17 protein-coding genes and 1 rRNA gene are annotated in these 20,665 nt (G+C 40.3%); 13 read left to right on the forward strand and 5 right to left on the reverse strand.

Features of this window, described 5'->3' with window-relative positions:
- Positions 1-266 precede the first annotated feature (266 nt).
- From ACFSKL_RS10480 to ACFSKL_RS10495, 4 genes are all read right to left on the reverse strand, one after another.
- Positions 267-989 carry a DUF4397 domain-containing protein gene (locus ACFSKL_RS10480; RefSeq protein WP_376886036.1) on the reverse strand — a complete coding sequence of 241 codons (723 nt, stop codon included), beginning with the start codon at positions 987-989 and terminating at the stop codon, positions 267-269.
- Between the two features lie 86 nt (positions 990-1,075).
- Positions 1,076-2,443 (reverse strand): Gfo/Idh/MocA family protein, encoded by a 1,368-nt coding sequence (locus ACFSKL_RS10485; protein WP_376886038.1) that lies wholly within the window; start codon positions 2,441-2,443, stop codon positions 1,076-1,078.
- Between the two features lie 409 nt (positions 2,444-2,852).
- Positions 2,853-3,926, reverse strand: a complete 1,074-nt coding sequence (locus ACFSKL_RS10490; protein ID WP_376886039.1) for an Ldh family oxidoreductase — start codon at positions 3,924-3,926, stop codon at positions 2,853-2,855.
- A 33-nt stretch (positions 3,927-3,959) separates the two neighbouring features.
- Complete coding sequence (locus ACFSKL_RS10495) at positions 3,960-4,916, reverse strand: Ppx/GppA phosphatase family protein (protein WP_376886041.1); 957 nt, start codon at positions 4,914-4,916, stop codon at positions 3,960-3,962.
- A gap of 205 nt (positions 4,917-5,121) precedes the next feature.
- On the opposite strand from ACFSKL_RS10495, the gene ACFSKL_RS10500 reads away from it, so the two are divergent.
- The 7 genes from ACFSKL_RS10500 (at position 5,122) to ACFSKL_RS10530 (ending at position 14,472) form a co-directional block, all read left to right on the forward strand.
- Positions 5,122-6,705 (forward strand): acyl-CoA carboxylase subunit beta, encoded by a 1,584-nt coding sequence (locus tag ACFSKL_RS10500; protein ID WP_376886042.1) that lies wholly within the window; start codon positions 5,122-5,124, stop codon positions 6,703-6,705.
- Between the two features lie 244 nt (positions 6,706-6,949).
- Complete coding sequence (locus tag ACFSKL_RS10505; protein WP_376886044.1) at positions 6,950-7,336, forward strand: four helix bundle protein; 387 nt, start codon at positions 6,950-6,952, stop codon at positions 7,334-7,336.
- A 274-nt stretch (positions 7,337-7,610) separates the two neighbouring features.
- Positions 7,611-8,678, forward strand: coding sequence for a M42 family metallopeptidase (locus ACFSKL_RS10510; protein ID WP_376886045.1), 1,068 nt, complete (start codon positions 7,611-7,613; stop codon positions 8,676-8,678).
- 535 nt (positions 8,679-9,213) lie between these two features.
- The gene (locus ACFSKL_RS10515) at positions 9,214-9,981 is read left to right on the forward strand and encodes an ABC transporter substrate-binding protein (RefSeq protein WP_376886047.1); all 768 of its coding nucleotides are present in this window, start codon (positions 9,214-9,216) and stop codon (positions 9,979-9,981) included.
- A 287-nt stretch (positions 9,982-10,268) separates the two neighbouring features.
- Entirely contained in the window at positions 10,269-11,597 is a 1,329-nt protein-coding gene (locus ACFSKL_RS10520; protein WP_376886048.1) for a M16 family metallopeptidase, read from the forward strand.
- A 25-nt stretch (positions 11,598-11,622) separates the two neighbouring features.
- Positions 11,623-13,665, forward strand: coding sequence for a M16 family metallopeptidase (locus ACFSKL_RS10525; RefSeq protein ID WP_376886050.1), 2,043 nt, complete (start codon positions 11,623-11,625; stop codon positions 13,663-13,665).
- Positions 13,666-13,737: 72 nt separating this feature from the next.
- Positions 13,738-14,472 (forward strand): peptidase, M16 family protein, encoded by a 735-nt coding sequence (locus ACFSKL_RS10530; protein WP_376886053.1) that lies wholly within the window; start codon positions 13,738-13,740, stop codon positions 14,470-14,472.
- Between the two features lie 419 nt (positions 14,473-14,891).
- On the opposite strand, the gene ACFSKL_RS10535 is transcribed toward ACFSKL_RS10530, so the two are convergent.
- The gene (locus ACFSKL_RS10535) at positions 14,892-16,568 is read right to left on the reverse strand and encodes a M61 family metallopeptidase (protein ID WP_376886055.1); all 1,677 of its coding nucleotides are present in this window, start codon (positions 16,566-16,568) and stop codon (positions 14,892-14,894) included.
- Positions 16,569-16,709: 141 nt separating this feature from the next.
- Here ACFSKL_RS10535 and rpmH point away from each other — a divergent pair, with 141 nt between their 5' ends.
- From rpmH to ACFSKL_RS10565, 6 genes are all read left to right on the forward strand, one after another.
- Positions 16,710-16,868, forward strand: a complete 159-nt coding sequence (gene rpmH / locus ACFSKL_RS10540) for a 50S ribosomal protein L34 (RefSeq protein WP_014772384.1) — start codon at positions 16,710-16,712, stop codon at positions 16,866-16,868.
- A gap of 45 nt (positions 16,869-16,913) precedes the next feature.
- Positions 16,914-17,300 carry a ribonuclease P protein component gene (rnpA, locus tag ACFSKL_RS10545; RefSeq protein WP_376886056.1) on the forward strand — a complete coding sequence of 129 codons (387 nt, stop codon included), beginning with the start codon at positions 16,914-16,916 and terminating at the stop codon, positions 17,298-17,300.
- Entirely contained in the window at positions 17,297-18,967 is a 1,671-nt protein-coding gene (locus ACFSKL_RS10550; protein WP_376886058.1) for a S41 family peptidase, read from the forward strand. The genes rnpA and ACFSKL_RS10550 overlap by 4 nt, the downstream gene beginning before the upstream one ends.
- A gap of 7 nt (positions 18,968-18,974) precedes the next feature.
- On the forward strand, positions 18,975-19,664 hold the full coding sequence (gene tsaB / locus ACFSKL_RS10555; RefSeq protein ID WP_376886060.1) for a tRNA (adenosine(37)-N6)-threonylcarbamoyltransferase complex dimerization subunit type 1 TsaB: 690 nt from the start codon (positions 18,975-18,977) through the stop codon (positions 19,662-19,664).
- Complete coding sequence (locus ACFSKL_RS10560; RefSeq protein ID WP_376886061.1) at positions 19,661-20,167, forward strand: DUF2480 family protein; 507 nt, start codon at positions 19,661-19,663, stop codon at positions 20,165-20,167. The genes tsaB and ACFSKL_RS10560 overlap by 4 nt, the downstream gene beginning before the upstream one ends.
- A 405-nt stretch (positions 20,168-20,572) precedes the next feature.
- A 16S ribosomal RNA gene (locus tag ACFSKL_RS10565) occupies positions 20,573-20,665 on the forward strand; the annotation flags it as partial.

The following is a 20,665-nucleotide window of genomic DNA, read 5'->3' on the forward strand; positions in this document are numbered from 1 at the left end:
TTGTAATTTGTCACAAGAAAACCAATCTTATCCATTTATTAAATTAGTTGACACTACCTGTCAAAGAATATTTGGCTACGTGCATGATTAGGGAGAGTCATATTACTTAATATGAGTATCCGCAATGTTGCACGTTGTGATAAAAATGGCTTTATTCGATGCGGATACTCGTCAACAGACAACAGTTCACAGTCAACAGAAACTCAAATTGCTTACCCAACAATATTTTGTTTGGCTACGTGCAAGAAAGCGGATAGTCATTTTACTTAATTGATATAGTTAGTAACCAACTGTAGGTTTAATTTTTTGTCTGCTTCAGCATCTGCAGATTGCATTCCCCTTAAAATCAAGGTGTAAACCCTATTCCCTCTCAGTTCAACACTGTTGGATGAAAGGATTGTTTCGCCTGATGCTTTGGAAACCACCCGAAAAGTGTAAGTCCCTGAATCTAGGCTTTCGAAATCAGAATAGGATTTGAATTCAGCCTCATCCACAAAAGGGGTGTCGGCATCAGCAATCTGGATTTCAAGCAAGCCAGCATCAGGGGATAGGTGTACGAATCTCAATTGTGCCTCGCGTTGTACAGGAGTTTCCCATTCGTCTGTTACAAAAATCGCATCCAGATCATCAGCTTCACCTGCCAAGAACATAGAGTAGACTACATCTTCTTCCACGGTGAATTTTTTCTCCAATAGTGATGTCACTGAATTGTATGGGGAGAATTTGAATGTTCTTTCTCCCAAATAATACCTGCTATAGGGGATGGTTTCAGAGTATCTGAAGGGGTTGTTGGTCACCCTATTGCTATTGGCAAACACGTCTAGGGAAGGTGCGTCAGGTGAGCCATGATAAATGGAAATAAATGCTGCCGGAGGTAGTGGTGTGCTGTCATTATCGTTGAGACATGAAGTAAGTCCAAGACTTAGTCCAATCAGCATCAAAACCCCAAAGGTTTTTAATTTTTCCGAAATTTTAATCGTAGTAATCATAATAGTTGGTTTAGAAATATCTTTTTGTCAATTCACTACCATGACGGATGAAGTTTCGGAAATGCTACAGGAATTGTAAATATTTTTTAAACCTGATCAGGTTCGGGGTGGACCCATGGGCTTCGATATGGTCTTCTTAATTTGGCAGTAGCCTCAGCATCAGAAGGGATTGTCATCGTTTTTGGATCGTAAGAAAGTGATCTTCCCAGTTCCATTGAGATGTTTGCCAGAATACAACTTGCTGTTGATATATGGCTCTCTTTGATGTTTGCCACCGGTTGTGAATGGGCATCAATGGCATTGATGAAATCTTCAAAATGCTTCCTGGTGGCGGGGGCAGCATGCAGTTCTATGTCTTTTTCTTCCAGGTCTTCAGGATAGGCATCTTTTTCATATACGACATCCCAATGGATCTTTTCTTCATCCTTTCCTACAGGTACAAAGTCCGCCTGCATGGGGCTGCCTGCCAGATAGCCTTTTTCTCCGAAAATCTTGAAAGCCCAAGGATATTCAGGGTCTACAGGATTTCCCCAGGTTCTGTGTTGCCAGACTATGTTGAGGTTTTCATATTCGAAAATCGCAGTTTGGGTATCAGCTATATTGGATTTCCCTTCTTTCTGTACAAAAGTTCCTCCAGTAGCAGTGATTTTTTTAGGCCATTCCAAATCCAGCATCCATCTGACAGAGTCTAGCATGTGGCTGCACATATCCCCAGTGATGCCATTTCCATACTCCATAAAAGTCCTCCACCATCTTTTGTGTGGCAAGCCGTCGAAGGGACGCAAAGGGGCAGGGCCCGTCCATAGTTCATAATCGAAATGGTCGGGAACCTCCTGCACTGGTGGATTTCCATTGGCTCGCATGTGGTAATAGGAGCAGATTTCAACGTGTGAGATCTTTCCGAGGAGCTTGCTGTCTATGATTTTCTTTTTAGCTGCGACTAGGTGTGGGGTACTTTTTCTTTGAAAACCCACCTGCACAGTTTTTTGATATTTTTCTGAAGCGGCTACTACCGCCTCTCCTTCTATCACGTCTACTGAAATCGGTTTTTGAAGATATACATGTGAGCCGGATTTCATTGCGGCAATACTTTGCAGGGCATGCCAATGGTCAGGTGTACCGATGATCGTGATGTCCAATTGATGCTTTGCAAGTAAGGTTCTGTAGTCTTTGTAAAGTTTTGGTTTGCTGTTTGGGGATCTCGTCTTCAACAGCGACTCAGCCTCATCGAGGTGGTTTTTGTCTACATCACAAAGAGCCACGACATCTACATTTGCAATCTGGATCAACCGCCATAAATCCATTTTTCCATACCATCCACAGCCAATCAAAGCTACTTTAATCTTTTCCTTGTTGAAGATTGGCTGAAAAGAAGCCAGCCCCAAACTGGAGAGTGCCAATACTGCGGCTGAATTTTTGATGAAAGTTCTTCTTCCGTGCAGTGGATTTTTCATAGAAACAGGATATGGGTTATTGGAAATGACTTGTTTTGATGGCTTCAATATACAAAACATTTGAGTCCATCTGAAATTACTACAGGGTCATAAATCCAATCAATGCTTATCTGCTAAAAAATGTGATCCAATTGTAAATGGTTATTGGTTAATTGGTAGATTAGTGAATTAAGTAAAAAAATCCAATCTGTATAGTGGACAAATTCCAAGGTTTGTGGGGAAACAAACCTTTTGAATGCATTCCCCTTGATGTCAAAAACTTGACTGGATCTATTGGATTTTGGTGATATTAGCTTTGGGGTAGGTTAGCTTTAATATAGGGATTACTTCTTGATCGAAATATGTTTACCATAATTGACTACTACTCCCCAATCCACTAATCCCCCAATAACCTAATTTACTATTCCCTTCACAATTCCACTCCAAATTTTTCTCCCAAAGCTCTCAAATCATCTTCTACAGGTTTGATCAGGGGGATTCCATTTTCCATTCTTTCCGCTTCCAATTCTCTTTCGGGATCACCTGGGATAAGGACTTTTTCGTGCCCCGGGGTAGGCTTTGCCGATCTGAATCTGCTGATCCAATTATCCATGTGTGCTTTGAATTCATCGGCAGGACGAAAAGCATCCACGCGCATTGCTCCAAAGAAGTGTCCCAGCCCTTCACCTACAGGATTTGGATCTGGTTCCAAAAATGCCACAAAAGGCGGTGCCCAAGGGCCGTAATTTGCACCTGATAAAACTGCTGAAAAAATATCCACAATGGAGCCTAGAATATAGCCTTTGTGCGAACCATGTTCTCTATCTCCTCCAAGGGGCAGGAGTGCCCCTCCATTTTTGACACCATTTGCATCTGTAGTTGGGATTCCATCAGCATCTTGCACCCAGCCCAATGGAGCATCCAAGTTTTTCCTTTGCAGGATTTCAAGTTTTCCGTTGGCAGCTGTTGTTGTAGCCATATCAGCTACAAATGGTGGTTGGTCTTTTGCAGGAATGGCTACAGAAATAGGATTTGTACCAAGCATCCTTTCTTTGGAAAATGTGGGGCTTACCAGAGGGCTTGCATTTGTGAGGGAAATTCCGATCATGTCATGCTCCAATGCCATCATAGAATGGTATCCTGCAATCCCGTAATGGTTTGAGTTTTTGACTGAAACCCAACCTGTACCAGCTGTTTTTGCTTTTTCTATCGCTATCTGCATTGCAAACGGCGCTACCACCAAACCAAGTCCTCCGTCACCATCCACCACAGCTGTACTTGGGGTTTCGTAACTTACATGGACATTGGGAGTAGGGTTTATCCTGCCTTTTTCCCAAAGCCGAACATAACCTGATAACCGTGCCACACCATGTGAATCTACACCTCTCAAATCAGCAGAAAGAAGCACTTTGGTAGCCAGATTAGCGTCTTTTTCAGAACAGCCGATCTTGAGAAGTATTTTGTTTGAGAAAGAAAAAAGTTCTTGGTAAGTAAATGTATTCATAACAAATGAAATGCTGGATTAAAACTTTTTGTTTTAGTTCAATGAAGCACCTTCAAGGGAATTTTTCCCTATCAACTGTGCAATAACCCCTTCTTTGAGTGCAAAGTTAGAGCAGGTAAGTGTATCTACTGCTACATGCTTCAAGATGTAAGTGATCAAACAGGATGCAACCACAATCATGTCTACCCGCATAGGGATCATTCCGGGGATTTTCAACCTTTCCGATTTGTTCAGGTTGAGCAGTTGTTCTGCAATAAGCTCAAAACCAACACGGGGAAGCAGGAAGGTTTGTTCGGTTTTCGCCTTTTTTATTTGTTGGGAAGCATAATATATGTCACTTAAGGTATCAAAAGTACCCGATGCCCCTACAAGTCCTGTTGGGGAGAAGGTGTTGATGGCGTCAAGGAGATCTGTCAATTTTTCTTCCAAAAAAAGTGTCAGGTTGGAGATTTCTTCTGGGAGGATAGGGTCATGGTAGTGGAATAAGTCCAACAATCTCTGCCCTCCTATCTCAAAACTTTGTTTCCATAGGGATTCTTGTTCATTTCCAATGATAAATTCAACCGACCCTCCGCCAATATCCATCATCAGGTGGTTTTCTGCACTCAGCGATCCGCTAAACCGAATGCCTTCATAGATCAGTTGGGCTTCTTGTAACCCATCGATCACTTGTACTTCTATATTGAACTTCTCTTTTATTTCAGTTACAAATTGACTGCCGTTTTCTGCACTTCTTACGGCACTGGTGGCAAAAGCAAAAATTTCTCTAATCCCCTCTCCATCAATTAAATTCTTGAAATGTTGCAATGTGTGGAAGGCTCTTTTCTTGGCTTCCTGCGTGATTGTGTTGTTTGAAATGCCGCCTTGGCCGATTTTTACGGCAATTTTCTCCTTATAGATTGTAGTAAAATCTCCTGCATGCAAATTAACCAATAACAAATGAAATGTATTGGTGCCCATGTCGATTATCGCTGCTTTTCTAGGTATCATAATCGCCTAAATTAAAGTTGTGCGAATATAGAGTTTTTATTTAAAAGCCAAGGTCTTCCCGGGTTATAATAGGACTTATTCTTTGATGAATTCAAAAAATTAACAGAAAGCTAACTTTGAATTTATTTCACCTAAATTCAGAAATGTTTTTGCACTATAACTGTGCTCCGTATATTTGAAACAACCAAATTAACATTAGACTGACATGGATAGCCAAACCAAAGGTGTTTACACACAACCTACGAATAAAGACAAAATTGATTTGTTGAAGAAAAAAAACGAAGAGGCCCTTTTGGGAGGTGGTGAGGCTAGAATAGCTGCACAGCACAAAAAGGGAAAGCTTACAGCCCGTGAGCGGATTCATTTGTTGATGGATGAGGGGTCGTTTCAGGAGATCGATAAATTCGTCATGCATAGGGCAAAAGATTTTGGTTTGGACAAAGAACATTATCTCGGTGATGGGGTAGTGACCGGCTATGGGGAGATCAATGGTAGATTGACCTATGTTTACTCCCAAGATTTCACAGTATTCGGAGGATCACTCTCAGAAACCCACGCTGAGAAAATCTGCAAGGTAATGGATATGGCGATGAAGAATGGTGCTCCCGTGATCGGTTTGAATGACTCGGGAGGTGCAAGGATCCAGGAAGGGGTGGTTTCGCTAGGTGGTTATGCCGATATTTTTTACAGAAACACGCTTGCATCAGGTGTAGTGCCTCAGCTGTCAGCCATCATGGGACCATCGGCTGGAGGGGCTGTATATTCCCCGGCAATCACTGACTTTATATTGATGGTGGAGAATACTTCCTATATGTTTGTCACTGGACCTAATGTAGTCAAAACAGTCACCCAAGAGACTGTGACGGCAGAGGAACTAGGGGGTGCCAGTACCCATAGTTCGAAGAGTGGGGTCACACATTTTTCCTGTGCCAACGAACTGGAATGCATCAACCATATCAAACAGCTTTTGGGGTATATTCCACAAAACTGTGAAGATGAAGCTCCTGTATACGCTTATGACCTAAAAGAAGATGAGTCAAGACCGGTATTGAATGACATCATACCAGACAATGCCAACCATCCTTATGATATCAGAGAGGTAGTAGAAGGGATTGTGGATGAAAATTCTTTTATGGAGGTACACAAAAATTTTGCTGATAATATTGTAGTTGGATTCGCAAGATTGGCAGGGAGAAGTATTGGGATAGTAGGCAACCAGCCGCAGTCTATGGCAGGAGTATTGGACAATGATGCTTCAGTCAAAGCCGCCAGGTTTGTGAGGTTCTGTGACTCATTCAATGTCCCGTTGTTGGTATTGGTGGATGTTCCTGGTTTTTTGCCTGGCACAGACCAGGAATGGAACGGGATCATTACCAACGGTGCAAAACTGTTGTATGCATTTTCGGAAGCTACAGTGCCAAGAATCACCGTCATCACGAGAAAAGCCTACGGCGGTGCATATGATGTGATGAATTCAAAACATATCGGAGCAGATTTGAATTTTGCTTGGCCAACGGCAGAAATTGCAGTGATGGGAGCAAAAGGAGCAGCTGAAATCATCTTCAAAAGAGAGATTGCCGAAGCAGAGAATCCAGAAGAAAAGCTTCAAGAGAAAATAGACGATTATACAGCCAAATTCGCCAACCCATACAGGGCAGCCCATAGAGGCTTCATAGACGAAGTCATCATCCCATCCGAAACCCGGGAGAAACTCATCAGAGGATTCAAAATGCTGGAGAACAAAGTCGATAAATTGCCGAGGAAAAAGCATGGGAATATTCCTCTTTAGTGGTTTGGTTAAATAGTTAATTGGAGATTAGTTGAATTAGTTATCAGTGAGAATTGTTGATTAGCTGGAAGAACTTGAGTTGTTGAAGAAAAGGCTATTTGTGTTAAGATATTTTATAAAAGCTGTTTCAATATAAGATTATGGTATTTGATTTTCTTTCGACTAGATTCAATTCAAAAAAAAAATCAATAATCTGTTTAATAACTTAAGTTATCTAATTGTAAAACTATTAAATTTTAAGAGGATGGGATTTCAGACTTTTGAAGATTTAGAGGTATGGAAAAAGAGTAGAGATTTGCGAAAGTTCGTTAAAAAACTGGTACAAAAATTCCCAAAAGAGGAAAAATATGTGCTAGAAAAGCAAGTGGTTAGGTCATCCAGGTCAATTACCAACAATATAGCAGAAGGTTATGGAAGGTTCTTTTTTCAGGAAAACATACAGTTTTGTAGAATTGCACGCGGTTCTCTTGAAGAAACTTTAGATCATATGATAATTGCAAATGATGAAGGTTATATTTCAACCGAGGATTTGTTAGGGTTTAGAGACCTTCATGGGGAATGTCTAAGATTGTTGAATGGATACATTAGCTATTTAATAAAAGTAAAGTCTGGAACTGCACCACCAAAATGATTACGGAAGAACTTTAAGGGGTTTGATATGTAATTAAGATATTGCTCTTGATTTAAAAATGGAATTCTTTTCATTAAAAAGTTTTTAACTCATAGTTGGTACTTGTATCGATTTGCTAACAATAACCAAATTAACCAATAACTGATTTAACCATTCCCCAGTCATCTGATTCACCCATCAACCAATAACTTAATAACCCAATTAACTTAGTTTTCAACTTAACTAATCAACCGAATTCACAAGTTCAACTTATCAATCAAATAACCAATACGGAATGTCTCAATCAGAAAAATTTATTTACAAATACCTCAATACAGCAAGTCCAACGGGGTTTGAAGCTTCTGGGCAACAAGTTTGGCTGGATTATGTCAAGCCGTTTGTCGATACTTACTTTACAGACAACTATGGTACTGCAGTAGGAGTGATCAATCCAGATGCTGAATTCAAAGTGGTGATAGAAGCCCATGCTGATGAGATCAGTTGGTTTGTCAACTACATCACACCAGAAGGATATATTTATGTCAGGAGGAATGGTGGTTCTGATCATATGATCGCCCCTTCTATGCGGGTCAATATCCATACCGACGAGAAAGTGATTCCTGGAGTGTTCGGTTGGCCAGCCATCCATGTGCGGAAAGACGGAAAAGAAGAAGCCCCGACTTTGGACAATATCTTTATCGATGTGGGGGCAAGGTCAAAAGAGGAAGTTGATAAAATGGGAATTTATGTGGGTTGCGTGATCACATTTCAGGATGAACTGACAGAATTGAACGATAAGTTTTATAGTGGTCGTGCCTTGGATAACAGGGTGGGTGGCTTTATGATTGCGGAAGTAGCCAGGTTGCTTCATGAGTCTAAAGTCAAACTGCCATTTGGGCTTTATATCGTCAATGCGGTCCAAGAGGAAATTGGTCTTCGGGGAGCAGGGATGATAGCTGCTCGGATCAAGCCCCAAGTAGCAATCATCACCGATGTGTGTCACGATACAACTGCCCCCATGTACAACAAAATAACCTCTGGTGATCAGGTTGCCGGAAAAGGGCCAGTCTTGACTTATGGTGCATCTGTCCACAAGAAATTGTTGGATTTGATCATTGACTCGGCAAGGAAAAGGGAAATTCCATTCCAACGATCTGCAGCTTCCCGTGTGACGGGAACAGATACAGATGCATTTGCCTATTCCAATGAAGGAGTGCCATCTGCCTTGGTTTCCTTGCCGTTGAAATACATGCATACCACTGTCGAAACAGCCAGCAAAGAAGATATCCAGCAAGTCATCCAACTGATCAAAGGCTTCCTTGAAGACTTCGATCCGAAGTATGATTTTAGGTATGTGGTTTAGTGATTAGTGGATTGGGTTATTGGTTAATTAGGATAAAAAGTTAATTAAGAGGAATAGTTGACTGAGTAGTTGGTTAGGTAAATGTTGTCGTTGAATGAGTTACATGTTTTTTATTATCATAAAATGCGTAACTCTCCCAACCTTTCAACCCACCCCAAGGTCTGTGTCTTCACAGACCTTCTACTCTAAGTCTGCATAGAATGCTGATATTGTCAAATGGCTTATGGAGACACAAGCCATTGTTAGGAAGTTTGATCAGGGAAGATTGCTTGATTGGTTGAGAAATTGGGCGATATTGTGGTTATCGGAGAATGTTTGAGTAATAGGCTTTGTTGAACATATTTAATGCTAAAAATTGTGCGGATCATCTAGTGTGTTCTACTAATCTCCATTCCCTATATTAACCATTCAACTTCCCTAATCCAAGCAACCAGTCAATCTTGTAATATTTCAATTTTCCAATCTTCCAACCTTCATTCATGGCTTGTGGAGACACAAGCCATGGAATAACCTTCCAACTTTACAACTAAAAAAAATGCCCACCTACACCGACCAACTCAACCGAAAGATATACATCCCTGAAAAGCCGCAGAGGATCATCTCCCTTGTACCTTCACAGACGGAGCTTTTGGTAGATCTTGGACTGGGGGAGAAGATAGTAGGGGTGACCAAGTTTTGTGTGCATCCTGAAGGGTTCAAAAAGAAAAAGCAAATCATTGGGGGAACCAAGAATTTTCATTTTGATAAAATTGATCAGCTGAAGCCGGACTTGATTATTGGCAACAAAGAAGAGAACTATCAGGAGGGGATAGTGAGATTGGCTGAAGAATATCCTGTTTGGGTGAGTGATATCTTCGATCTAAGCGATGCAATGGAGATGATGCTTGGGGTTGGGAAAATCACAGGAAGTTCAGAAGCAGCACAGCAATTGGTTGATAAGATTCGAAAGGATATGGATTATGTACCTAAGAAAAAAGGGACGGCAGTGTACCTGATTTGGAAAGATCCAATAATGGTGGCAGGAAAGAATACCTTTATAGATGACATGCTTGCCAGGGCAGGTTTTGGGAATTTGGTGGGGAAAAGCAGATATCCAGAGATATCCATGGAAGAGCTTAAGGAAATGGATCCTGATTATATACTCCTCAGTTCAGAACCATACCCGTTCAAGCAAAAGCATCTGGACGAATTCGCTGCCACATTGCCAAATTCCACAATTCAATTGGTTGATGGGGAAATTTTCAGTTGGTATGGGAGTAGGTTGTTAATGGCAAGGCATTATTTTGAGAATGAATTAAGCTAGAGCACCAGCTTTTTAAGCCCTTCAATTATGGAAAAGTAGCAGACTAACTCCAAGTGTCCAAACTCGGTCATTTGCAAACATGGGGTTGTCCAAAATCGGTCGGTTTCGCAAAAAATTGGTATTCGTACAATTAATTTTTTGATATTTTAAAGAGTTGGTGTTAACTTTCAACATCTTTTAATTCAGATAACAGTATTATCTAACTTATATTCTTTACACTGAAACAATTTATCGAGTATGGTTATTGTGTCTAAAACATCAATTAATTGTCACCTAATTTTAAATATATGAGAAAATCCGCTTTACTATCACTTTTCGGTGTATTCTTCGTGTTCTCGGTTTTTGGTCAAACCAAAATCGAATTCAAGGAATTTACGCTGGATAATGGGTTGCACGTAATCCTGCACCAGGACAACACCACACCTATAGTCGCTACATCAGTACTATATCATGTCGGGTCCAAAAATGAGAATCCAGAAAGAACTGGCTTCGCCCATTTCTTCGAACATTTGATGTTTGAAGGATCTGAAAATATACCTAGAGGTAAGTTTTTCGAAATAGTGGAATCTGCCGGAGGGACTTTGAACGCTGGTACCAGCCAAGATTATACTATTTATTACGAGATACTTCCTTCAAACCAATTGGAGTTGTCTCTCTATTTGGAATCTGAAAGGATGCTTCAAGCTAAAGTTGACCAGATCGGAGTAGATACGCAGCGTGAGGTGATCAAGCAGGAAATGAAGCAAGTGATGGAAGAAAGGCCGTATGGTTCTTTCCAAAAGGAGATCCCAAAAAGATTGTATCCAAACCATCCATATATGTCGCCTATCATTGGGTCTGCTGAGCATTTGGATGCTTCCAAATTGGAAGAATTCATGGAGTTTTATGCTACTTATTACAAACCAAACAATGCGACCCTATCCATTGCTGGTGATATAGATTACAAAGAGACAGAGAGATTGGTAAGGGCATATTTCGGGGAAATCCCAAAAGGAAACATCGAACCCTACAGGCCAAATATTGAAATCCAGAAATTGACGGAAGAGATTGAAGATATCGTCTATGACAATATCCAATTACCAGCAATTTTCCAAGGATACCTGATGCCCAAAAAAGACCATCCAGATACCTATGCTTTGGACTTGCTCAGCACATATTTGTTGTCAGGAAAGAGTTCTTTGATGTACAAGGAATTGGTAGACAAAAGCCAAAAAGCGATTCAGGCTGTTGCTTTCCCAAATGACCTTGAAGATGGCGGGATGTTCCTGGTACTTGCGATTGCAAATATGGGTGTGGATGTCGATGATTTGAATGTTGCTATTGACGAAGTGCTGGATCAGGTGAGGGCCAATGGTATTGACGAAAATGATCTGCAGAAGTTGATCAATATCAAGGAAAACCAAATCATCAATGGTTTCGGGTCTGTGGCAAATATTTCGCAATCTCTTGCGCAAGGCCATGTGTTTTATGGGGATGCGGATTATGTAAATACCCAATTGGGTCTTTTTAGAAAAGTGACCGCAGAAGATGTCAAAAGGGTAGCTCAAAAATATCTCGACAAAGACAGCAGGGTAGTTTTGAAGTATCTTCCAAAACCAACAGATGCAACTGAATAAGTTCAATAACTTAATTGAAATCAACATGAGAAAATTATTTATATATTTTGTTCTTTCCATTTTTTCTACTGTTGCATTTGCACAGATAGATAGGTCCAAAATGCCGGAACCAGGGCCTGCACCGGAGATTAGGTTCGGTGATGCAGCGTCTTTTACGCTTGACAATGGACTGAAAGTGTTTGTGATCCAAAACACAAAACTTCCAAGGGTCACCTATTCCTTGATCTTGGATCGGGATCCAATCCTCGAAGGGGATAAGGCAGGAATGCTGGGCTTTGTAGGAGAGATGCTGACGGCTGGTACAAAGAATAGATCAAAAGATAAGTTCAACGAGGAGATTGACTTTCTTGGAGCAAGAATTTCAGCTACCTCTACCTCTCTTTCCGCATCTACTTTGACCAAACACCAGGAAAAAGTATTGGAATTGATGGCAGATGTTTTGTACAATCCATTGTTTCCGGAAGATGAGCTTGCAAAATTGAAAACACAATCGAAATCTGCTTTGGCATTGGCGAAAAATGATCCCAATACCATATCGAGTGTGCTGTCAAGCAAACTGGTATATGGTGCTGACCATCCCTATGGAGAAGTAGAGACGGAATCCACGATAGAAAATGTTACTGTAGATGATATCAAAAACTACTACGGCACTTTCTTCAAGCCGAACATTGCTTATTTGGCAATTGTAGGTGATGTAAGCGTGAAAGAAGCCAAGAAATTGGTAGACAAGCATTTCTCCTCATGGAAAAAAGCAGATGTTCCCACATTCAAATATGCGCTTCCCGAAATCCCTTCTGAGAATACGGTTGCATTGGTGGATAGGTCAGCTTCCCAGCAGTCTGTTATAAACATTACTTATCCTGTTCAGAATCATTTGCCAAGCGAGGATTATTTGGCAACTAGAGTTATCGGACAGGTCCTTGGTGGTGGAGGCTCCGGAAGACTCTTCATGAACCTGCGGGAAGACAAAGGTTTTACCTATGGCGCATATGCAGGGATTGGGTCTGATAAGTTGGTATCGAGCTTTTCTGCAGAGTCAAGTGTTAGGGGTACAGCGACTGATTCTGCTGTTCATGAGATTATTTATGAAATAAAAAACATGAAAGACAATGGGATCACCCAGGCTGAACTTGATGCTGCCAAAGCTAATTTGAGCGGGTCTTTTGGGAGGTCGCTGGAAAGCCCAAGTACTGTTGCGAATTTTGCAATCAACACAGAGCGTTATGGTCTGTCTAAGGACTTTTACACAACCTACCTACAACGGTTGAATGCACTCACAGTAGAAGATGTGAATGCCGTTGCCAAGAAGTTTTTGAAGCCTGAGAACATGTATATAACCATCGTTGGAAATGGGGCGCAAATCAAAGATGGATTGATGGCATTTGGAGATGTGAAATTGTTCACTCCCCTTGGTGACCCTGAGCGTCAGGTAGCAATGGATGCAAATGTCACCGCAAAAGGTGTAATAGAGAATTATATCGAAGCGATTGGTGGTGAAGCGAAGGTGAAATCAATAAAAACTTCTTTAGTGGAAGCCTCCGCAGAAGTCCAAGGAATGAAACTGGGATTCGATTATTACTATGATGAACAAAGCCAATCCTTTTCCAATAAAGTAAGTATGGGAGGCAATGTCATGTCAAACACCTTGCTGAAAGATGGCAAAGGTGAAGTCAAAGCCAATGGAATGTCCCAAGCACTTACTGACGAACAGTTTGAGGCAGCCAAAATGGGCATGTTCATATTCCCTGAATTGCATTTTGAGTCTTTGGGATATACTTTGGAAGTGGATGGTATCAAAGATGTGGAAGGTGAGGATGCATATAAGGTGGTTATCTCCAATCCAATAGGTTCTACTACGATCAATTACTATAGTGTGGGCACAGGTCTGAAAGTGAAATCAGAGAGTGAGGAGACAGGAGAGGTTTTCTTTTCCGAGTATAAGTCTTTCGATGGGGTGCATTATCCTATGAGAATGGTTATCAAATCCCCTATGATCCCTGTTCCGTTGGATGCAGTGGTGAACAATGTCGTTTTCAATACTACTTTTGAAGATTCCGTATTTAATTAAAACTCCATTTGGCTAGACTGGAACCCAGTCTAGCCATTTTTATACTTTCATTTTATCTAAACAATCAATCTTATGAAAATCAAGTCACTTTTGATCCCGGTTTTGGTCCTAGGTATTTCACAAGGAGCCATGTCTTTCCCCCTTCATACTGAAAACAACCCGAATTTCGAGTTGTTTAAATTGGAAAATGACGCCCAAACAGTCATAGCAAATTATATCAAAGCTATAGGTGGGCAAGAAAATGTGGATAAAATAAGAAATGCATATTTGCTTGCGGAAGCAGATTTCCAGGGAGCCAAAATCGAAATTTTGGCCATCTCTGATGCTGAAAATGTCAGACTCAAACAACAGACTTCCGCAATGGGGAATGTACAGCAAAAAACCGTTTTGGTTGACGGAAAATGTACTATGACCGTAATGGGACAGGAACAACCCGTACCTGATGAAATGATTGAGATGATTTCTCTTCAAGCCTATACCATTCCTGAAACCAGGTATGAAGCTTTGGGAATCGAGTTGGAATTGAGAGGTACTGAAGATATTGATGGTGAAGAGGCGAATGCGGTAGTGGTAACATTTCCAAATGGCATGAAGTCCATGGAATATTTCAGTGTGGAATCTGGTTTGAAACTTAAAACAAGCTCAGATGTCGCAGGGGATATTAAGTATTCCGATTATCAGGAAATCAATGGTGTTTTGATCCCAAGAACAATGGTAATCCAAAGTTCAATGTTGCCATTTCCCCTTGAATGCAAGTATGTGGAGGTTGAGTTCAACAGAGAGTTGACTGCGGAAGATTTCAAATAAATTTAGATAAAAGGTGCGTGTCTCAAAAGTCAATTTCGGGATTGTCTCGCCAAATATTGCTTTATGAAGCATTCCAGACTTGGAAAAAGGTAAATGAAGCCACTTTATTTACCTTTTCCAAGTATTAACCTGAGTTCGATTGTTATCACAAAGTCAAAATCAATAAAAATATCCAGTTACAAGGCAAATTTTTGAGGGATAGCCTAAGCTATCGCTCAGAAATTTAACGCAGTAAATGGGTGTTTTTATTGACTGAGCCGACTATTTGGTTTTAAACGGCAATCTACTTCACTTTTTCAATCCGCAATATCCCAATATTACTTCATAAAAAAGTTCGCACCTTCTTTTCGTAGTTCTCACCATTTAAAACTGTTTTGACAAAGTGAGAATATTCGAACTCAGGTTATTAGACTGCGGGCTTAAACCTTGCCCATCCAAATTTTGGTGTATTCATTCATCTCTTTGATAGTTGTTGTGAACTTTGGGAAGACACCTAATTCCTGAGGTTCGAGTTTTACGTCTATTTTTCTCCCGTATCTTTCGATCCATAGTAGAAGTCCATTTTCCGGATTTGACAATGACATGCTAAAATCACTTTCCCCAATCCTTAAAATCAAATCTCCCAACATTAATTTTTGGTAGGCATCACTTTCCGGGTGGATTTGCTTGATGATCCCGCTTTGGACTCTCACTCCAAATTGATGTAGCAGCTTATCATTTTCATCCAATTTTTCCTCTATTTCTATCCCAGCTTGACCAAGTAGCTCCTTGAGTTGCGGGTATAGGTTTTCATTTCCGAAAACATATTTTCCGAAAAAATCATGAATTGAATCTTGATTTTTGGTTTTGCTACTGATGGATTTCTGGAAGTCAGCCAATTCATAGCCAATGCCCGTTTTCCCAAACTGAAGCCAAATTTCTCTCATAACTTCGGCTAAGGAAGATCCGTTGTTGATCAAAATCAGATCCAAACAAAGCGAAATTAATGCCCCTCTGTTGTAAATACTTACTTTTTTGTCAGGGATGCCAATTTTGTAGCCGTCTAGCCAAAGATCAAAACTTGAAGCTACGATGCTTTGGTTTTGCCAACCGAAACTATCAAATTCCTTTTGGAGGAGTTTGTCAAGTACTTGTTCACAGTATTCCTCAGGACTGAAAAATCCAGATTGGAGCAAAAATAGGTCTCCCATGTAGGTAGTGACCCCTTCTAGTATAAGACCTGTATCCAAATACACTTCTTTGGATAGATCATAAGGTAGGATTCCTTTTGGGCGGATTCTGCAGACATTCCAAAAGTGGTATAATTCATGTGAACTCACCCCAATCAATTCTTTCATTTGACTTGCTTCTGCCAATGATTTTGCCGGACCGAAGGTAATGACTGTAGAAAACTGATGCTCTACTCCATGGTAATGTTTGTACGGGAGTAGCTGAAAAATGAAATGATAATCTTTAGCTGGAAAATCCCCAAATGCCTCTATCTGTAATTGCGTGAAATCTTTGAAGACATTTGTTAAATTTCCAATATCAAAGTGAATCTCTCCATTGAACCAAAGGTGGAAAGTTGTCTGTTCGACTACGTAATTATAATGAGACATTTCTTTACTGGCCAAAAATGGGCTGTCCATGACGTGTTGATAGGAATCAGCTTCCCATTTGTGCTTTGAAATGAGCGATAAGGGGCTTGCTGCCAAATAGTCATCCGGCACATCGATTTCCAAGGTTATCGGATCTGTATCGCGCCCTTTGACTTCAAAAATAAAATTGCTGAAATTGAGATAAAGCTGATTCTCATCCGACCAGCTGCCACCAGCATCCATTTGGTTGGCGTAAAATTCATATTTGATTTCGTAGACACCTTCCTGTACAGCTTCAAAATACCACAAATCTTTGCTTCCCTTTTTCCAAGCTACTTTCCTACCATCGTAACTTACCCCAAATCCACGGATTTTTTGCGAGTAATTGGCCAGTTCATACCTTCCAGGTCTCCAAGATGCTAGCTGTAGGTTGATTTTTTCTCCTGCATCACAGGTTATGTGGAAGGTTATTTGGATAAATTGTGAAGTTTTTGAGTCTCTGGAAATTGAGTAATACATGTATCTTTGTGAAGATGATTCAAACAAAAGTAATCTACTGATTTGTAAATAAAAAAAACCTATCTATCTTTGCAGTCCTTTTTAGGGTGAACCTCAAGAGGAAGTTTTAGAAAAGCATAAAAAATATTAAATCATAGCGTCATGAAAAGAACATTTCAGCCTTCTCGTAGAAAAAGAAGAAACAAGCACGGTTTCAGAGAGAGAATGTCTACTGCAAACGGTAGAAGAGTTATAAGATCAAGAAGAGCAAAAGGTAGACACAAGCTTACTGTTTCTTCTGAAAAAACACTTAAGAAATAATTCTCAGCATTGATTTCGTATGTTGAGTACGTAAATAGAAATGCGATGAATTTTACACTTTCCAAGAATGAAAGATTACATTCTAAAAAGTCAATAAAGGAACTTTTTGATAAAGGTTCCTCTTTTTTTTTATACCCCTTCAAAGTTTTGTATTTGGATTGCCCTCCAGAGGCAATTGAAACTAATCAGGTACTTTTTTCTGTTTCAAAGAGGAAGATCAAAAAAGCCGTAGACAGAAACCATGTCAAAAGGAGAATCAAGGAAGCATATAGGCTAAACAAACATTTGTTGACGGAGAAAAATAAATCCAAAAAAAACATTGCCTTTATATATGTTTCTTCTGACATTTCTACGTTCAAAAGCGTGGAGCCGATTATTCAAAAAATACTAAAAAAACTGGACAACCTACCAGTGAAAGCTAACCAAATATGATCAACAAATTCAAAACCAAGGCCTTTCTTGGGCTAGTCCTTACCATATTGATGGGAGGGGTTCTTTTGTCTTTTACATTGAAAAACGACAAACTGTTTACCATTGCCAAGAATCTGGATATTTTTGCTTCACTTGTACGTGAATTGGATTCATACTATGTAGATGAAATTGATGCAGAAGAATTGGTGACAATAGGGATCAATGCCATGCTTGAGGAGCTGGATCCCTATACCGAATATATTCCTGAGGAAAACGCAGATGATTTCAGACTGTTGACTACTGGTGAGTATGCCGGGGTTGGGGCATTGATAGGAAATAGAACCGGAAAGAATATGGTGCTGATGCCATATAAAGGTTTTCCGGCACAAGTCGCAGGTTTGAGGATTGGTGACGAATTTTTGAAAGTGGACACTGTTGATGTTCGGGAGAAAGAAACTGCTGACATTTCCGCATTATTGAAGGGACCTGCCAATACTTCTATCGAGGTACAGGTCAAAAGAGGGGAGGATACGATCACAGTTGAATTGGTAAGGAAAAAGATAGTGATCAGCAATGTGCCATATTATGGCAAAATCAACGACCAGACAGGATATATAAAGCTGTCAGACTTCACGACCAATGCGGCCTCTGATGTCAGGAAGGCTTTGGTGGATCTGAAGTCCCAAGGTATCTCAAGATTGGTCTTAGACGTTCGGGACAATCCAGGAGGGATCTTGAAAGAAGCAGTTGAGATTGTCAATCTTTTTATCCCTAAAGGAAAAGAGGTGGTGCGCACAATAGGGAAGTTGGAAAGTGTAAATACAGTTTACAAGACGACAAAATCCCCTTTGGACAAGGATATTCCACTTGTGGTTTTGATCAATGAGAGGAGTGCTTCCGCTTCAGAGATTGTTGCGGGTGCATTGCAAGATTATGATAGGGCGGTACTCGTAGGAAGAAAAACATTTGGAAAGGGCCTTGTCCAGACTTCAATCCCACTCTCCTACAATTCCCAGGTAAAAGTCACTACGGCCAAATACTATATTCCAAGTGGAAGGTGTATTCAGGCTATAGACTACAGCAAGAAAGACGGGGCGAAAATTGTCGCTTCTGTTCCAGATTCCTTGAGGAATGAATTTAAGACAAAGAATGGCAGGGTTGTATTGGATGGAGCTGGCATTGAGCCAGATTCAGCAACAGAGGACACATCCTATGCCCCGATCACATACTCTTTGGTGGCAAGAAGCCATGTTTTTGACTATGGCAATAAATTCTTTTTGGAGAATAGTGAAATACCTTCACCCAGGGAGTTTGAAGTGTCAGATGAAGTATATGATGATTTCGTAGCATGGCTTGAGGGTAAGGAATATGATTACACTACTTATGTAGAAAAATCAATAGAGGATCTGGAGAAGTATGCTGAGAAGGAAAAGTATTTTGATGATATCAAAAATCAAATTGAGGCTTTAAAGAAAAAAGTCACCCATAGTAAGGAGCAGGATCTGGTTACATTTAAGTCTGAAATCAAAGAAGCTTTATCCGATGAGTTGATTTCTAGGTATTATTACCAAGAGGGAGTGATAGAAGCTTCTTTGAAAAATGACGTAGATATAAAAGAGGCTGTGAAAGTTCTGTCTGAGCCAAACAAGGTTTCAAACATTCTTTCATCGTCAACTAAGAAAAAATAAGAGGGGTATGGCTTTGATACTGTCAATAGAGACCGCAACACAAGTATGCTCTGTATCGATCCATCGAGATGGGATGTTATTGGGGGTAACGGAGCTTTATCTGGAAAATGTCCATTCCCAAAAGTTGCTGGGCTTGATTTCGGATTTGTTCGGTCAATTAGGCTTAGTGCGTAAAGACCTAGCTGCTGTTGCCGTTTCTTCCGGGCCAGGTTCTTATACTGGGCTCAGGATTGGGGTTTCGGTAGCGAAAGGGTTTGCTTATGCCTTGGATATCCCTTTGGTTGGTATTGGGACATTACACGGTCTGGCTGCACAAGCCATTCATTTGTGTAGGGAGGGTGATTTTGTGATTCCCATGATAGACGCCAGAAGGATGGAAGTATATGCGGGTGTTTTTGACAGCCAAGGGAATGCCATAAAGGCGCCTGAGCCAACGGTTTTGGATCTCAATCCTTATCTTGCCTACCTAAATGAAGGTGAAGTTTATTTTCTTGGTGATGGCTTAGCCAAAGCAACGGAAGTTTTAGACCATCAAAACTCCCGTTTTTTGCCATTTTGTAATACAAGCAGGTCTCTAGGGGAGTTGGCGTATCAAAAGTTCCTCAAAGGGGAATTTGAAGACCTGGCTTACTTCGAGCCGAACTACTTGAAAGAGTTTAGGGTTTTACAGTCAAAGAAAAACCCGTTTTTAGTATGAGTGAAATTATAAACCGTGTAGCAAATAGTCCGATCATTACCATTGATCTCGAATCTTATTATAGAAGAGAAGAAAGAGTTGTTTTCGATATAAAGGGATTTTTGTTTCAAGGATTGGTCTTGAAAGAGAAAGATTTTAGACTTGCATTGAAAGAGCTTGACTGGGATCAATATAAAGGCAAGCTAGTGTCCATACAATGTTCTGTAGATGCTATCGTGCCAATATGGGCTTTTATATTGGTAGGTACATACCTTTCGAAAATCGAGGGGGAATATGTTATCGGGGATTTGGAAGTTTTGGAACAGTATCTTTTTGAGCAATCTCTATCCAAAATCAATCCTTTGGACTACCAAGATCGGCCAGTTGTTATTAAGGGGTGCAGTAAATTCCCAATACCAATGTTTGCTTATGGGAGGGTAGCTGCATTGATTCAGGGCTACGCAAAATCCATTATGTATGGAGAACCATGCAGTACAGTGCCACTCTATAAATCCCCAAAATAAATTATTTTCCTTTACCACAGATGTTTACTGAATTTCATGATTTTTTTTGAAGCTCTGATTTGGTAAATTTACAAAAGAGCTCTATGTTTGCAGTCCCATTTGAGAGGAACACATCAAAAAGTTGATTGATCCCAAGATTGAAATAAGAATGAAAATTAAGAGTCAAAAAATATTTTAAAATATTTTTGCTTTCTGTTTTGGAAGTTAAAAATATCTCCCGATATTTGCACTCGCTTTCAGGGAAAAGGATCCTGAAACATATCTCTTTAAAGAGAAAAAGTTCATTGAAGTACTGTAAGACGAAACGACAAAAGGTATATTTTAGGATATACAAAATAGGAATTGAATATAAAATATCCGATGTGTCAGGAACAAAGAGACGTGAAGGTCTCACAAAAAAACTTTACAATGGAGAGTTTGATCCTGGCTCAGGATGAACGCTAGCGGCAGGCCTAATACATGCAAGTCGAACGGGATCCGGGACTTCGGTTTTGGTGA

The sequence above is a fragment of the Belliella marina genome, assembly GCF_042682445.1.
GTDB classification, from domain to species: domain Bacteria; phylum Bacteroidota; class Bacteroidia; order Cytophagales; family Cyclobacteriaceae; genus Belliella; species Belliella marina.